The sequence below is a fragment of the Acinetobacter sp. ANC 4805 genome, assembly GCF_022549495.1.
In the GTDB taxonomy this organism is placed as follows: domain Bacteria; phylum Pseudomonadota; class Gammaproteobacteria; order Pseudomonadales; family Moraxellaceae; genus Acinetobacter.
In genome coordinates this window covers 245,446-261,287 of sequence record NZ_JAKZGD010000006.1, presented here as the reverse complement: position 1 = coordinate 261,287, position 15,842 = coordinate 245,446, and the positions used below count along the sequence as shown (strand labels likewise).

Below are 15,842 nucleotides of genomic sequence, written 5' to 3'. Positions count from 1 at the left end.
GCTGCTTCTACACCAGAGTTACCCCCACCAATCACTGCAACACGTTTGCCTTTGAACAGTGGACCATCACAGTGTGGGCAGTACGCCACACCACGGGTACGGTATTCGGCTTCACCCGGAACATTCATTTCTCTCCAACGTGCGCCAGTTGAAAGAATAATGGTTTTCGATTCAAGCTTTGCTCCATTTTCCAGTTCAACTTCAACTAGGCCATTGGCGGTTTGATCTGCACCTGTGATCTTGCTGACGCGTTGCAAGTTCATAATGTCCACGCCGTATTCACGTACGTGCGCTTCCATATCTTGAGCAAACTTCGGACCTACCGTTTTTTGAACCGTGGTGAAGTTTTCAATGTCCATGGTATCCATCACCTGACCACCAAAGCGTTCAGCGACAATACCTGTTTTGATACCTTTACGTGCTGCATAGATCGCTGCTGTACCACCCGCAGGGCCACCACCAATCACCAACACATCAAAAGCGTCTTTGGCATTGATGACTGCGGCATCTTTCTCCGCTGAGTTGCTATCTAACTTAGCAATGATTTCTTCCAAGGTCATACGACCTTGACCAATATGTTCATTGTCTTGAAATAGCATTGGTACGGCCAAGATTTTACGTTCTTCAACTTCATCTTGGAAGAAACCACCATCAATCATGGTCGCAGTTGCATTTGGATTGTAGATTGCAATCAAGTTCAATGCTTGAACCACATCTGGACAGTTATGGCAGCTCAATGATACAAACACATCAAAGTTTGATTTTAAATTTAAGCCTTTGATCTGATTTAACACCTCATCAGAGACTTTAGGGGCATAACCTGACACTTGTAATAATGCCAAGATCAGAGAAGTGAACTCATGTCCCATTGGCAAACCAGCAAAGAACACACGTGGTTGTTCGCCTGCTTTAGCCACACCAAAACTTGGACGGCGAGTATTTGAACCATCAAAACGTGCCGTGACTTGATCAGAAAGTTCTGCAATTTCAGTCACAAGTTCTTTGATCTTTGCCGCTTTATCAGAGTCATCTAAAGCAGCGACCAACTCGATTGGACTTTCTAAACGTTCTAAGTAAGCTTTTAATTGCGTTTTAATATTTTGATCTAACATATATTTCTCCAAATGCTCAGTAGTCTAATCAGTTAAATTCTTTCAATACCGCTATGCTACGCAAAATTATTAAATAGGTAAAACAGTATGTTTTTATGAAAATAATCGGTTTTTTGAATTTAAAGCTGAATTTGTAAAACTTTTGCTAATTTATCCGTATAAAAATTTGAATCGAATCGAACTTGTTATATAACTGCAATCATTTCATGGCATATATAGGGAGCAAATCACATGGTATTACAGCGTGGCATTTATCAGCACTATAAAGGGCAGCTTTATCAGGTCTTTCATGTCGCTCGACATAGTGAAACAGAAGAGCAACTCGTTGTATATCAATGCCTATATGGGGATTACTCGATGTGGGTACGTCCATTGGCAATGTTTATCGAAACAGTTCAACTTGAAGATGGGCAAATTATTCCACGTTTTAAGTTGGTACAAGCGACCTAAATTTGATACTTTGAGTTTAAGTATTACGGAGATGAGACATGACGAGCATCGTTTTTTTACAACGTATTGCTGATTTATATGATGAATTTAAGCAGCATGATGCTCGACAGTCTGATCGTTTAAGACGTTACCGAAATATTGAAGCTGAATCTGCTAAATTGCTCGCAATGTTGGTTCGTACACAACAATCCAAGCGGATTTTAGAGATTGGAACGTCTACAGGTTATTCAACCTTATGGTTGGCTGAGGCTGTAAAGGCCATTGGTGGTCAGGTTCAAACCTTGGAAATCAATGCTTTTCGCAGTGCCCAAGCAAAGAAATATGCTGAAGAATTTGGTCTAGAAAACTTGATTGATTTTTGGGTAGGAGATGCTTCAATCTATCTGCAGCAAGCACATGAGCCATTTGATCTGATTTTATTGGATGCTGAACGTGGTAGTTATGTGAGTTATTGGAACGATTTAAAGAAATTATTACAGTCTTCAGGCAGCACCTTAATTGTGGATAATGTCATTTCACATTCCGCAGAAATCAAAGATTTTCTTGAATTGATCAAAGCAGATGAAAACTATATGAGTACCATTTTGCCTGTTGGTGCTGGTCTATGTATGGTCGTCCTGAAGTAAGGGCATCTGATTTTGATGTTTTAGGCGATAGCTTTGTGGGCTACAACCAACAATTTTATTAAATGCACGGGTAAAGTTGGCAGGGTTCGAGTAGCCTAATTCATAAGCAATATGGGTGATGGTAAACTTGGAATTCTTTAATAAATCAATGGCCCGCTCGGTGCTAATCTGCTGCTTCAAAGTTTGAAATTCAACGCCTTGTTGTTGCAAATAACGTTGTAAAGTCTTGGTGGAAATATTTAAAACTTTAGCGCATTCGGTTAATGTTGGAATCTGATTGGCTTGTCTTAACATCATACTGACCCATTCAACAATTTCTCCCTGATGATAAATTTTCTGAATCTGTTCCTGACAACGTTGTTCGACCACTTTTAAACTATGTGCATCCGCCAAAGGTAAGGGTAGCGCGAGTTGTTGTTGATCAATAACAACGCGTATACCTGATATCCATGTGTAATTAAAATGAAAACTTGCTTTCACCAAATGAAGATAGCGTTCGACATAAACAGGTTCAGGTACACTCAAATAAATCTGATAGCGTTGTAATTGTTGTCCTGCGAGTTCCAATAGACTGTAATAAAATCCAACAGCAATCGCTTCGATATGAAATGCCAGACATTGCTTATTCATTTGTAAGATGGGTTCAAGCAATAACTCAACCTTATGTTGATTAGTTGGAAATTGAATCGATAGCTTAAAGCTCGGCATAATTAGTCGAAAATATTGTGCGATTAGTCTCAGTGCATGTTCTAAATTAGGACTCGTCATCAGTGCATATCCAACCAAACTATGCGAACTGAGTTTTAGATTTTTACCGAGTTCAAAAGCCAAATCTTCTGTATTCGGTAAACTCAACCCAAGTGCAATAAACTGTTCAATTTGTTGGATGGATAAAAGTTCAGTTTTAGAAAGCTCGCTATGAAATGCGTTTAATAACTCATTATCGTACTGATGTGTACCAATCAAAATTTCGATCAGTCGCAAATAATAGCGTGATGGAATAACAGGGATTTGCTGCTTTTGCACAATAAAAATCCAGTGAAGTCTTAAAATGATAATATCAAGTCTTAAAATGATAATATAGAGGAGTGCTAAAAGAACACAATCAATTCAAGTAGAACATTTTGTGTTGGATTGAGGAGTTTCTAATGAATATGCATACTCAACTGGATGTAGAGCAAGCAACAACAATTTTTAAAGATAAAAAACGTCATTTATGGTTATTGGGTTTGGCTGTACCAACGATTGCAATGGGTGGTTTAGCAGGTTATCAATTTGGTCCGAAAAAAACCAAAAAATTCTTCGCATCATTTGGTCCATTGTTTATTCATGGAGTGATTCCTACACTTGATAAATTAATCGGTGAAGACACAGAAAATCCACCACTTGATGCAATTGCAGCTTTAGAAGCTGATCCATATTATTCACGTATTGTTAAACTTTTTATCCCATTACAATATGCAACCAATATTTATGGTACTTACTTGGCAAGCCGTAAAGGTACATCGCTTGCAGACCAAGCCTTACTTGGTACTCTAGTCGGAATGGTGAATGGTATTGCGATTAATACGGCACATGAATTGAGCCATAAAGGTGGTCGACTTGAACATTATTTATCACATCTAGCATTAGCACCATCGGGTTATAACCATTTCCGTATCGAACATCCGTATGGTCATCACCGTCGTGTTGCAACACCAGAAGATCCTGCATCATCAAGACTTGGCGAAACCTTCTGGAAGTTTTTACCTCGTACCGTGATTGGTAGCTTTAAATCAGCAATTGAAATTGAAAAAAATCGTTTAGCGCGTAAAAAATTACCATTCTTCTGTAAAGAAAATGAGTTGATACATGGTTGGGCAATGTCTGCAGTATACCATGCAGCAATGTTTAGCAAGTTTGGAGTACGTTCAGTACCGTTCCAAGTGACTCAGGCTGCTTATGCAATTACCTTGTTTGAATCAGTGAACTATATTGAGCACTATGGTCTGAAACGTGAAAAGAAAGCTAATGGTCAATATGAACGTACTTTACCAGAGCATAGCTGGAATAATAATAATGTCGTGACCAATCTGTTCTTGTATCAATTACAGCGTCATTCAGATCATCATGCTAATCCAACTAGAAGCTTCCAAACCTTGCGTCATTTTGAAGATGCACCGCAATTACCCGCAGGTTATGGTGCGATGATTTTGCCAGCATTTATTCCATCTTGGTGGTCAAAAATCATGGATGATCGTGTTGTAGAGCACTATAAGGGTGATCTAGATAAGATGAATGTTCATCCTGAAGCAAAAGAAAAGTTGCTAGAAAAATATGCAGCACATTATGCAAAACCAGTAGATGTTGCTTGATCAAGCTTAAATATAAGAAATCAGCCGAATAGGCTGATTTTTTTGTTTATGAAGCTAAAAGACAAAGTCGCTTAAAATGAAGATCAAACTCGAGGTATTTATGAACAAATGCGGTCTTATCCGAAGTGCGTAGTAAATTATTATAAATAAACTCTGGAACAGGGTGATAAAGCTCAGCAGTGCCATTGCTATAGAAAATTTTTAAATAACGTGAAGAAACATTATATTTCCAAGAGGTTACAACAACAGTTTTTTCCATACATTTGCCCCCATTTTAGTTTGATCATTTAGTACATATAAAAAACTCTTTTGTTTCATAATTTGACATTACGCTATGTAATGCGAACTGACAATTGATAAATGAATTTTGCTTTAAATTTATAAGTATAAGAATTGTAAAAAATTTGCGATCACATGAGCGTTGATGAATTGGATATTGCTGAGAGATTTTCAAAATTAAAGATAAAAAAACCACTCTAAAAAGAGTGGCTCTTCACGACATTGTCAAATCTAAAGAATTAGATTTTACCAACTAAGTCGATTGATGGAGCAAGAGTTGCTTCACCTTCTTTCCATTTAGCTGGGCAAACTTCGCCTGGGTGGCTTGCTACGAATTGAGCAGCTTTAAGTTTACGTAAAGTTTCTGATACATCACGCGCAATTGCATTGTCATGAATTTCAGCAGTTTTAATTACGCCTTCAGGGTTGATGATGAACGTACCACGTAAAGCTAAACCAGCTTCTTCAATATGCACATCAAAAGCACGTGTTAATTGGTGAGTAGGATCGCCAACTAATGGGAATTGAGCTTTACCTACAGCAGGAGAAGTTTCGTGCCATACTTTATGAGAGAAGTGAGTGTCAGTTGTTACGATATAAACTTCTGCACCAGCTTTTTTGAATTCTTCATAGTTTTCAGCAGCATCTTCAACTTCAGTTGGGCAGTTAAAAGTAAATGCAGCTGGCATGAAAATAAGAACAGACCATTTGCCTTTAAGATCAGCATCAGTTACTTGAATGAATTCACCGTTACGGAATGCATCAGCTTTAAATGGTTTAACTTCAGTATTAATTAAGCTCATCATTGTCTCCATGATTGAGGTTTTATTGAGAGGCTAATGCCTTACTTGTCTACAAGGTCAAGAATAAAGAATTTTTGGTTATTGGGGAAATAGTATTTTTACATGACTAGAATCGGAAAATTGAATGTATAAAGATTTCACGATTTTCACCCAGAGATATTGGTCTATTTGACTCCAATGACATGAAGTAAAAATGACAAATATCCAAAACTAACTTGCATAACAACATGCAGTCTATGCTGTCAAAATTCAAGGGTAAAATTGAAAAAATCTAAAAATATATAAAAAACCAAGATATACGATGAAATGCTTTGCCATTTAGGTTTTGATGAGAATATTTAAGGGTGTATTGGTCGGTGGAGGCATTTATTTTATTAACTTGTACTTGATTGCATGATTGTTTTAGAATCAGCTCAAACTCATTGAAATGCTCAACCGTATTTAATTTGAGAAAAATTATAAAGTTATAAGTGAGTTGTTTGACTTCTCACATACAGAGTGAAATTTATACAAACAATGACTGATCAATTAAGAGCAAAATTCGAAAACTTAGAACTTAATGCAGGCTTGGGAAAAATAAGTGCTTTCATTTCGATGTCCCTTGGATTATTAAGCATATTTGGCGCATTGTGCTTTATGTTTCCATCTGTATTGACCACGCCCGAACTACGTCCTGTTTATGCCAAGCATTATGATATTTTCTATTTTAGTTTAATGGCGGGTATCGCACTGAGTAGTGGTTTTGGGATTTTTAGTTCGCTTTTCCGACAAAATCGTTATGGCTTTTATGGGCTATGTTTTGCTTTGGTGGCGGCAGTTTTAGGTTGTGGTTTAATCAAGGCACCAACGCTTCCAAGCCTACCTTTTTATGCAGGTATTGATTATTTCATCTTAACACTTGTGATCTTGGCACTTATCTTTATTCCACTTGAAGGATTCTTCGCTAAAAATCCTGATCAAAAGATTTTAAGGGTGGGTTGGGTGACAGATATGAAATATTTCATGTTTAGTCATATTGGGATTCAGCTCTTTACTTTTCTGACTGTGATGCCGATTCAGTACTGGATTACCCATCTACCGAATAATCCAATTGTAGCCTATGTCCAAGCTCAGCCCATTTGGTTGCAGTTCATCGAGTTGTTGATTGTGGTGGATTTCACGACATATTGGTTGCATCGAGCTATGCATGAAATCAATTTTCTCTGGCGTTTTCATGCCATTCATCATTCCAGTGAATATATGGATTGGCTCGCATCTTCGCGTTTACACATTGTAGAAGTATTGATGACACGTTTTATCGCGACACTGCCTATTTTCCTACTTGGGTTTCATACTTCTGCGGTATTTGCTTATCTAATTTTTATTTCTTTCCACGCCATATTTATTCATTCAAATGTACGGTTCCGTTTTCCATATTTACGTTGGTTAATTGCGACTCCTGAGTTTCATCATTGGCATCATTCTTCAGAACAGCCTGCGATTGATAAAAATTATGCTGCATTTATTCCATTATATGATGTGATATTCAAAAGTGTGTATATGCCGAGCCATCTTGCGAGTGTGTATGGCACAGTGGGGTATAAGATTCCAAATAGTTTTGTGAAACAATTTGCGTGGCCATTTAAAAAGTATGTGAAACGTTTTCTTAAACGCTTTAATGAACCACCGAAACTTTAAAATAACATGTATAAAAGTTAGAAATGTTAAAGCTTATCGGACAGCCTATTGTTTAATAAACACACAACAGGCTGTCGTAATGAATCTTAAAACCCTGCTAATACAAGTTTTCCTTTGAGTGTGCCTTGTTTGAGTAGGGCATGTGCTGTTTTTAAATTTTCTGCATTAATATTGCCGAATACTTGATCTATGGTAGAGCGAATTTTAGCTTGCTCAATCATGTCAGCAAGTTCATTAAGCAATTCTCCTTGCTGTTGCATATCTGGTGTTTGGAATAATGAGCGGGTGAACATCATTTCCCAATGTGCTGAGATTGATTTTGATTTAAGTAACATAATATCTAATCGCTTTGGGTCATCAATGAAACCGATATGTCCTTGTGGAGCAATTAGTTTTACAATTTGGGGCAAATAGGATTCTGTATGTGTAGTCGAAAATACAAAACTAGGTGCTGCCAAACCTAATGCGGTTATTTGTTCAGCTAAAGGGAGATGGTGGTTAATTACATAATCTGCGCCTAGTTCTTTGACCCAAGCTTGAGTTTCTGGACGAGAAGCGGTTGCTATAATTGTTAAGTTTGTTTTCGCTTTTAATAATTGAATTGCAATTGAGCCGACACCACCTGCTGCTCCAATAATTAAAATACTTGGTGTCTGATGAGGACGAATATGTTGAACACATAAGCGATCAAATAGCATTTCCCATGCAGTAATAGAAGTAAGAGGTAGAGCTGCGCTTTGTGCAAAATCAAGGTTTTTAGGTTTACGTCCAACAATTCGTTCATCAACAAGGTGAAATTCCATATTAGTTCCTTGTCGGGTTAAGTCGCCAGCATAATAAACCTCATCTCCAATGTTAAAATTTTGTACCTGATCGCCAATTGCTGTGACAACGCCAGCGGCATCCCAACCTAATATTTTCCATTGTTCTGATGGAGGTTGTGTACTTTGATGAATTTTATAATCTACTGGATTGACAGAAATTGCTTTTACTTCAACTAAAAGATCATGACCACTAACAGAAGGCAGCGGAAGTTCAATGTCTTGTAATTCCTGTTCTTCAACAGTTCCCTGAGTGTGATAACCGATTGCTTTCATTGTATAGTTCCGCTGATTGTCGAGAGCTATAGCATAGGGTATCCTGAAAAAAGAGTTATACTGACAAATTAAGCCTATAGTGTCAAAAAGGATACCATTGTATGGGGAAAGCGAAGCATACACGTTTCAATTGCAATCCAGGATGTCCAGTTGAAGCAACAATTAATCTGTTAGACGGTAAATGGAAAAGTATGATCTTGTGGCATTTACTTAGTGATGGCATTTTAAGATTTAATGAAATTAAGAAGCGAATTCCGAATGTCACTCAACGAATGCTGACAAATCAATTAAGGGAATTGGAAGAGGATGGGCTCATTATTAGAACAGTTTATGCCCAAGTTCCGCCCAAAGTGGAATACCAACTTTCCGAATTAGGAAAAAGTTTGCAGCCAGTTTTAATGACTTTAAAAGAATGGGGAGATCAGCATATTCATCTGTTCCCAGCGTATAGTAATCCCGTTGGATCTACAGCCTAAGCTGTATTTGTTGATGGTCAATTTAAAATCAAACTTTTTTGATTGAACGCAAACTTTGCATAGCAAGGCTTTAAGGCGTAAAATAGTCGATTATTTTATTTTTCAGGAAAGCTGTTCAGTGCAGAGTCATTTAAATGTAGATCAATGGGTTATGGCACGTGACCGTCACCGTTTAAATCGACTGCGCAAAGATAAAAGAACAGAAACAGCAGAAATTGAAAAACTGATTGAACAATCAAATCATAAAGTTAGACAACGTTTAGCACGACTTCCCAAGATTAAACTCAATCAAGACTTACCTGTAACACAATATGCAGATCGTTTGATTGCAGCGATTCAAAAGCATCAAGTGATTATTGTGGCAGGTGAAACGGGTTCGGGTAAAACCACGCAGTTACCACAAATTGCCATGCTTGCTGGGCGTGGTCTCACTGGTATGATCGGACATACTCAGCCACGCCGTTTGGCTGCGCGCAGTGTATCGCAGCGTATTGCTGAAGAAGTGGGTGAAAAGCTCGGCGAGTCGATTGGTTTTAAAATCCGCTTCAATGAACAGGGTTCGCAAGATTCCATCGTTCGTTTAATGACGGATGGTATTTTGTTGGCTGAATTGACCAATGATCGATTCCTTTCAAAATATGACACCATCATTATTGATGAGGCGCATGAACGCTCACTCAATATTGATTTTATTATGGGTTATTTAAAGCAGCTTTTGCCGAAACGCCCTGATTTAAAAGTGATCGTGACCTCAGCGACTTTAGATGTAAATCGTTTTAGTCAATATTTCTATAATGCACCTGTTTTTGAGGTTGAGGGGCGCAGTTTTCCTGTTGAGCTACGTTATCGTCCAATTTCAGAGTTAAGCATTAGGGGGAGTGATGATGATGAGTTTGATGATTTTGAAGAAAACTTACCGCGTGCAGTTGTAAAAGCAGTTGAGGAGTGTTTTGCCGATGCAGATGCCAAGGGGCATCCTGAACACGCTGATATTTTGATTTTTTCGAGTACTGAACAAGAGATTCGAGAACTGCAAGAAACCTTACAAAAGCATGGTCCGCGGCATACTGAGATTTTACCTTTATATGCACGCTTGGCTCTGGCTGAACAGCAAAAGATTTTCAGTCCAAGCGGCAAAGGGCGACGCATTATTATTGCAACCAACGTTGCAGAGACAGCATTGACTGTACCGAATATTCGTTATGTGATTGATAGCGGTTTCGCTCGTCTCTCTCGCTATAACTATCGTTCACGGGTGCAGCGCTTACCAATCGAAGCGATTTCACAGGCGGCAGCGAATCAGCGTAAAGGGCGTTGTGGGCGTATTGCGGCGGGCGTGTGTATTCGCTTGTATAGCGAAGAAGATTTTCAAAGTCGTCCTGAATTTACTGAACCTGAGATTAAACGGACTAACCTTGCTTCAGTTATTTTACAAATGCAAAGCTTGGGCTTAGGTAGTTTAGAAGATTTTGATTTTATTGAGCCACCTGATTTCCGTTTGGTCAATGATGGACGTAAGCTCTTGGTTGAGTTAGGTGCATTAAATGAACGTAAAAATGATTTAACCAAAGTCGGTCAAATGATGGCGCGTATGCCGATTGACCCGCGATTAGCACGTATGTTGATTGGTGGTGCGCATTTTGGGGTGCTCAAAGAAACTTTGATTATTGTCAGTGCCTTGGCGATTCAAGATCCGCGAGAACGTCCTGCTGATAAACAAATGCAGGCCGATCAAAAGCATGCTTTATTCAAAGAAGCTGATTCAGATTTTTTATTCTATTTAAAGCTTTGGAATACGCTACAAACCAGTCCTGATACGCAATCTGAAAATAAGCGTCGCCAGTTTGCACGTCAGCACTTTTTGAGTTGGTTACGCTTACGTGAGTGGAAGCAGACTCATCAGCAATTGGTTGAATTGGCTGAAGGTCTAAAGCTCAGTTTTAATGAAAAAGCAGCCAATTATGAAAATCTACATCGAGCTTTATTAACAGGTTTGCTTTCATTTATTGCCAATAAAACTGATGAACGTAATACCTTTATGGCAGTACGTCAGCAAAAAGCCAAAGTCTTTCCAGCCAGTACGCTACATAAAACCAATACCGCTTGGATTATGGCATTTGAGATGGTGGAAACCTCGCAAGTCTATTTACGGACTTTGGCGAAAATTGATCCTGAATGGATTTTGTTGGCTGCACGTGATCTCTTGAAATATCATTATTTCGAGCCACACTGGTCGAAAAAAGCAGGCATTGTGAATGCTTATGCGCAAATTTCATTGTTTGGTTTAATCATTGAACCGAAACGCATGATCAACTTTGAAAAAGTGGATCAACTTGCAGCGCATGAAATCTTTTTACGTGATGCGCTGACCACGGGTAATTTAGGCACCACACCACCATTTTTAAAACACAATTTATTGAAACTGGAAGAAGTTGAACGGGTAGAGGATAAGTTGCGTCGTCGTGACTTAGTGGTGGATGAAGAAACCATTTACCAGTTCTATGCGGAGAAAGTACCGACTGAAATTGCCAGTCGAAGTAGTTTTGAAGATTGGCGTACTACAGTTGAACCCGAACATCCACGTTATCTATTTGTTGAAGATGATGCGTTATGGATGAATGATCGACCAACCACACAACAATTTCCCGATTTCTTACATAATGGGCAATTACGCTTAGCTGCGAGTTATCGTTTTGACCCAAGCCATGATGAAGATGGTGCAACGGTTAAAATCCCTGTGCAGGCTTTGCCACAAGTAGATGAGAAATTATGGTCTTGGGGAATTCCAGGTTGGCGACAGGATTTAATCGAAGCTTTATTAAAGACATTACCAAAAGATAAGCGTCGTAATTTAGTTCCGATTCCAGATACCACACGCAAGCTGATACAGGCAATTGATGCTGTACATTTACGTGAACATCTTTTCCAATATTTGGTTTTTGCTTTACGTGGCGAGCAAATTACTGAAAAAGACTTTTCTTTTGAACGCATTGATCAATATCTGATACCTTTCATTAAAGTAGTTGATGAAAAAGGTAAATTGATTGCACAAGGTCGTGACTTGGATGAACTCAAGGCGCGTTGTCGTGTTGAAACTCATCGTCCAGTCAAGCAACAAGCAGGTGAATTTCAAACTTTCCCTGAAAACTTTATTTTTGAAGCTTCACAGAAAGTGACAGGTGTTGTGGTCAAGCAATATCAGGCTTTAGTTCCAAACAAAGCCTTTGCTGATCTCGATGTAAAAGATGGATCAGGTGTAGTGATTCAAACCTTTAATGACCAAGATGAAGCGATTAGGTTGCATCGAGATGGTATTATTCGTCTTGTGCATATGCAGTTGGGTGATTTAATTCGCCAGTTGAAAAAACAAATTTCTAAGCCTTTGGCTTTGGCATATTCGCCATTGGGTGATCGGGCAAAATTGGAACAGATGTTAGTGTATGCCACATTACAAGTTTCGATTAAAGAACTTCCTAAAAATGCCAATGAATTTGAGCAGCTTGTTACAGATGTTAAAAAACAGTTCTTAGCACATGGTCAACAGACCTTAGCTGATTTAACTGAGGTGTATACACAATGGCAACAAGTTCGCCGTGAACTTTTGCTGTTAGATCAAGCAATTTTTGGTCGAAGTATTGATGACATTGAAGATCAACTTGATTTAATGTCATTAGCAGACTTTGTTTATAGTCGACCTGCTGAGATTTGGCAGGAATACCCACGTTATTTAAAGGCCTTGCTATTGCGTTTAGATCGTTTGCCAAATAATCTACAACGTGACCTTGCTGCAATTAATGATGTTGATCCGTGGATGGACAAAGTATTTAAATTTAAAAATGATTCTAAGATCAAAGAGATGTATTTGATGTTGGAAGAATTTAGGATTTCCTTGTTTTCTCAACCGATGAAAACAAAGCTGCCTATTTCACCAACTAGATTACAAAAACTATGGGATCGTTTAGCAATCGGTTAAACTGAGCAATGATGAAAGTTAGAACCATTCTTTACAGGAGTTTTACATGGGCATCCGTATAACAGGTACAGGTTTATTTCACCCGACCGAATCTATTTCCAATGCAGAGTTGGTTGAAAGCCTAAATGCTTATGTAGAACAGTATAACCAAGATAATGCGGTTCAAATTGAAGCAGGCGAAATTGAAGCTTTACGTGGCTCAAGCCCTGAGTTTATTGAAAAAGCGTCTGGTATCCAGCGTCGTTATGTGGTCGAAAAGTCAGGTATCCTTGATCCGACCCGTTTACGTCCGCGTTTGCAAGAACGTAGCAATGATGAGCTTTCACTTCAAGCGGAGTGGGGTGTTATTGCGGCAAAACAAGCGATGGAAAATGCAGGCGTTACTGCGGCAGATATTGATGTTGTAATTTTGGCTTGTTCAAATATGCAGCGTGCTTATCCCGCAGTTGCGATTGAAATTCAATCTGCGCTTGGCATTCAAGGCTATGCCTATGATATGAATGTGGCATGTTCTGCTGCAACGTTTGGCTTAAAACAAGCCTATGATGCAGTGAAATGTGGCGCTCGCCGTGTATTATTGTTGAATGTCGAAATTACGTCAGGTCATTTAGACTATCGTACTCGTGATGCGCATTTCATTTTCGGTGATGTGGCAACGGCTTCAATTATCGAAGAAACTGAAACTAAATCAGGTTACGAAATCTTAGATATTCATTTGTTTACGCAATTTTCAAATAATATCCGTAACAACTTTGGTTTCTTAAACCGTAGTGAAGATGCGGTTGTTGATGATAAGTTGTTCCGTCAAGATGGTCGTAAAGTCTTTAAAGAAGTATGTCCATTGGTTGCAAAAATGATCACAGCACAATTGGCAAAACTTGAATTAACTGCTGAGCAAGTTAAACGTTTCTGGTTGCATCAAGCCAATGCCAATATGAACGAATTAATTCTAAAACTCGTTGTGGGTAAAGATGCCGACTTAGAGCGTGCACCTATTATTTTAGATGAATTTGCCAATACGTCTTCTGCAGGTGTCATCATTGCGATGCATCGCACTGGCGAGCAAGTGAATAATGGTGAATATGCGGTGATCTCATCATTTGGTGCGGGTTATTCTGTGGGTTCGATTGTTGTACAAAAGCATATTGCATAAGTTTTAGTTAAATTTTTAATAAAAAACACCACATTATATGATGTGGTGTTTTTTTATTGGCTGAGTAGATCTATTTGAATAAAATAGCTAAATCAATGACCTGAGGTGTTGTGTTGTTTCCAATCGTGGACGCAGCTAAATTGGGTACACCATCGGCATTGATTGCCAATCTTGCACGTGGGGTTGTAATTGTAGTATCGGTATTTAAATCAATGCGATAAAGAACAGATGCACCTGATTCACCTGAAATAGTTGCAAGGGCATAACCATTGTCTCCACCTGCAATATCAAAACCACTATCTGTTCCCAAATTAATGCCCAAATCTCCAATTAAATTTAGTGTGCCATTATTCGGTGGACTTTGTTTAGTCAGTGTTTTGTTACCTTGATCTAAATCAAAAAGCTCTGTGGCTAGGGCTGCTACAGACGTTTTAAAACTATTGGTATAAGCTGCTGCGGTCACTTTTGCACCTGTCGCACCATTAATATCACCATCTTTAAGTGTATCGCCTGTATCAACATTGATTCTTAAATTTTGTCCTGTATTGCTGATCACACGTAAACGGTCAGCGCTCGGATTAAAATCAACCGCAAAGCTTGTCCCTTCTAGCGCAGTAAAACTGCTACCTGTTGCAGGTTTTAATGCGGTGACTAAGCTAGCCAAACCAGTGTCTGTATTGATGGTATATAAGTTGGTTTTATTGGTGATTCCGTAAAGCTTCGCTGAATGCTCTGTTGAGGTTCTTAAGCGATAGTCAATGCCAATGAATCTCTCATCGACGAGTAAACCTGTTAAGGTTTTTTCAGTTACTGTATTTGGATTGTTTAACGCAAAATTTAATAACTTGTTATTTGCAGTTAGACCAAAGCCTTGTGCTGTTGCATCGCTTGCTCTTTTTAGTGCAATTCCCCGAATACCCATTGTATTAAAGCTATTCGCCAAATCACTTGATGCATAAACGGTATCATTCTTGCTACCGATATTTGCAAGGTTAAGCTGATAAAATTTATAGGTGCCTGAAGTGAGTTTGAGTGCAGCAAAGCCAATATTATTCACGGGATCAATATCAAATCCGCCACCGCCATTGGTATTAATATCTGCACCTAGCGCCGCTGAAATCCCGAGTGTTCCTGCATTAGCATTTTGTAGATAAATTCGATCAGTATTTTGATCAATACTATAGAGTTTGGTTGAGCCTGTACCAGCAAAAGCATTGGTATATGCTGCTGCAACCACCGCAGGATTAGCTTCAGTCAGCTTAATGCTACCATCGGTAATCGTTGCACCTGTATCGACATTGATTCGAAGGTTTTGTCCGGTATCACTAATTACACGTAAACGGTCTGCGACAGGATTAAAGTTAACACTAATGAGATTTGGATTGCCAATGATCTGGCTGAACGGGGCATTCCCATCAGTCGTATCGGCTGGATCTGCCATTGATTTTCTGACAAAGGTTGCAGCGCCTGTTGTTGGATTGAGTGTATAAATATTCCCAAGTAAACCAACTGCGTAAAGCTTGCTGTCTTTAGGTCGATAATCAATACCAACCAATTCATCACCAGATTGTAAGCCTGTGATTTTGAGATTGGATACCATTTTGTTGGGTGTCATTCGGTCAATAGAACTAATCATTCCATCATTGGTTAGAATTAAAGTATCTCCAGTGTTGTTATTGGATAATTCAGAGTCATCATTTGAGTCACTATTACAACCTAATAATGTCAAACTACTGAGTGTTGCAACAGCTAGGGCAGTCATTCTCTTATTCATTTTGTCTAATCCTGATTGAGATATTTTTGTAAGATGCAAGATATTCCATATCTTTTGAGCTTCTTGTT

General features: G+C 38.7%; 13 protein-coding genes. 7 read left to right on the top strand and 6 right to left on the bottom strand.

Annotation, left to right across the window (positions count from 1 at the left end):
• Positions 1–1,112: alkyl hydroperoxide reductase subunit F (gene ahpF / locus MMP60_RS10530; RefSeq protein ID WP_241336212.1), on the bottom strand; the 1,112-nt coding region annotated here is incomplete at its 3' end.
• Between the two features lie 231 nt (positions 1,113–1,343).
• Between ahpF and MMP60_RS10525 the strand changes: the two genes are divergently transcribed.
• A complete protein-coding gene (locus MMP60_RS10525) occupies positions 1,344–1,562 on the top strand; it encodes a DUF1653 domain-containing protein (RefSeq protein ID WP_241336211.1) in 219 nt (72 codons plus the stop codon).
• Between the two features lie 38 nt (positions 1,563–1,600).
• Positions 1,601–2,188, top strand: a complete 588-nt coding sequence (locus tag MMP60_RS10520; protein ID WP_241336210.1) for a class I SAM-dependent methyltransferase — start codon at positions 1,601–1,603, stop codon at positions 2,186–2,188.
• On the opposite strand, the gene MMP60_RS10515 is transcribed toward MMP60_RS10520, so the two are convergent.
• Positions 2,165–3,214 carry an AraC family transcriptional regulator gene (locus tag MMP60_RS10515; protein WP_241336209.1) on the bottom strand — a complete coding sequence of 350 codons (1,050 nt, stop codon included), beginning with the start codon at positions 3,212–3,214 and terminating at the stop codon, positions 2,165–2,167. The two genes, MMP60_RS10520 and MMP60_RS10515, sit on opposite strands and share 24 nt — an antisense overlap.
• 122 nt (positions 3,215–3,336) lie before the next feature.
• Between MMP60_RS10515 and MMP60_RS10510 the strand changes: the two genes are divergently transcribed.
• Positions 3,337–4,542, top strand: coding sequence for an alkane 1-monooxygenase (locus MMP60_RS10510; RefSeq protein ID WP_241336208.1), 1,206 nt, complete (start codon positions 3,337–3,339; stop codon positions 4,540–4,542).
• A 46-nt stretch (positions 4,543–4,588) separates the two neighbouring features.
• Here the strand turns inward: MMP60_RS10510 and MMP60_RS10505 are convergent, their stop codons facing one another.
• Together MMP60_RS10505 and ahpC are read right to left on the bottom strand one after the other, a co-directional pair.
• A complete protein-coding gene (locus MMP60_RS10505; RefSeq protein WP_241336207.1) occupies positions 4,589–4,801 on the bottom strand; it encodes a KTSC domain-containing protein in 213 nt (70 codons plus the stop codon).
• Between the two features lie 259 nt (positions 4,802–5,060).
• Positions 5,061–5,624: an alkyl hydroperoxide reductase subunit C gene (ahpC, locus tag MMP60_RS10500; RefSeq protein ID WP_004662563.1), complete on the bottom strand. Its 564-nt coding sequence runs from the start codon at positions 5,622–5,624 to the stop codon at positions 5,061–5,063.
• A gap of 516 nt (positions 5,625–6,140) precedes the next feature.
• Between ahpC and MMP60_RS10495 the strand changes: the two genes are divergently transcribed.
• Complete coding sequence (locus MMP60_RS10495; RefSeq protein WP_241336206.1) at positions 6,141–7,301, top strand: sterol desaturase family protein; 1,161 nt, start codon at positions 6,141–6,143, stop codon at positions 7,299–7,301.
• Between the two features lie 86 nt (positions 7,302–7,387).
• On the opposite strand, the gene MMP60_RS10490 is transcribed toward MMP60_RS10495, so the two are convergent.
• Complete coding sequence (locus MMP60_RS10490; RefSeq protein WP_241336205.1) at positions 7,388–8,398, bottom strand: zinc-binding alcohol dehydrogenase family protein; 1,011 nt, start codon at positions 8,396–8,398, stop codon at positions 7,388–7,390.
• Positions 8,399–8,499: 101 nt separating this feature from the next.
• Here MMP60_RS10490 and MMP60_RS10485 point away from each other — a divergent pair, with 101 nt between their 5' ends.
• The 3 genes from MMP60_RS10485 to MMP60_RS10475 all read left to right on the top strand — a co-directional run bounded on the left by MMP60_RS10485 (position 8,500) and on the right by MMP60_RS10475 (position 14,000).
• Positions 8,500–8,874 carry a helix-turn-helix domain-containing protein gene (locus tag MMP60_RS10485; RefSeq protein WP_241336204.1) on the top strand — a complete coding sequence of 125 codons (375 nt, stop codon included), beginning with the start codon at positions 8,500–8,502 and terminating at the stop codon, positions 8,872–8,874.
• 118 nt (positions 8,875–8,992) lie between these two features.
• A complete protein-coding gene (gene hrpA / locus MMP60_RS10480) occupies positions 8,993–12,847 on the top strand; it encodes an ATP-dependent RNA helicase HrpA (protein ID WP_241336203.1) in 3,855 nt (1,284 codons plus the stop codon).
• 46 nt (positions 12,848–12,893) lie between these two features.
• A complete protein-coding gene (locus MMP60_RS10475; protein ID WP_241336202.1) occupies positions 12,894–14,000 on the top strand; it encodes a beta-ketoacyl-ACP synthase III in 1,107 nt (368 codons plus the stop codon).
• A 70-nt stretch (positions 14,001–14,070) separates the two neighbouring features.
• Here MMP60_RS10475 and MMP60_RS10470 read toward each other — a convergent pair whose 3' ends face one another.
• Complete coding sequence (locus tag MMP60_RS10470; RefSeq protein ID WP_241336201.1) at positions 14,071–15,774, bottom strand: DUF4394 domain-containing protein; 1,704 nt, start codon at positions 15,772–15,774, stop codon at positions 14,071–14,073.
• Positions 15,775–15,842: the final 68 nt, after the last annotated feature.

Excerpts from the sequence above, each read along its gene's own strand:
- MMP60_RS10525 (WP_241336211.1), top strand. The coding sequence starts at position 1,344 with ATGGTATTACAGCGTGGCATTTATCAGCACTATAAAGGGCAGCTTTAT.
- MMP60_RS10520 (WP_241336210.1), top strand. The coding sequence starts at position 1,601 with ATGACGAGCATCGTTTTTTTACAACGTATTGCTGATTTATATGATGAA.
- MMP60_RS10510 (WP_241336208.1), top strand. The coding sequence starts at position 3,337 with ATGAATATGCATACTCAACTGGATGTAGAGCAAGCAACAACAATTTTT.
- MMP60_RS10505 (WP_241336207.1), bottom strand. The coding sequence starts at position 4,801 with ATGGAAAAAACTGTTGTTGTAACCTCTTGGAAATATAATGTTTCTTCA.
- ahpC (WP_004662563.1), bottom strand. The coding sequence starts at position 5,624 with ATGAGCTTAATTAATACTGAAGTTAAACCATTTAAAGCTGATGCATTC.
- MMP60_RS10495 (WP_241336206.1), top strand. The coding sequence starts at position 6,141 with ATGACTGATCAATTAAGAGCAAAATTCGAAAACTTAGAACTTAATGCA.
- MMP60_RS10490 (WP_241336205.1), bottom strand. The coding sequence starts at position 8,398 with ATGAAAGCAATCGGTTATCACACTCAGGGAACTGTTGAAGAACAGGAA.
- MMP60_RS10485 (WP_241336204.1), top strand. The coding sequence starts at position 8,500 with ATGGGGAAAGCGAAGCATACACGTTTCAATTGCAATCCAGGATGTCCA.
- MMP60_RS10475 (WP_241336202.1), top strand. The coding sequence starts at position 12,894 with ATGGGCATCCGTATAACAGGTACAGGTTTATTTCACCCGACCGAATCT.
- MMP60_RS10470 (WP_241336201.1), bottom strand. The coding sequence starts at position 15,774 with ATGAATAAGAGAATGACTGCCCTAGCTGTTGCAACACTCAGTAGTTTG.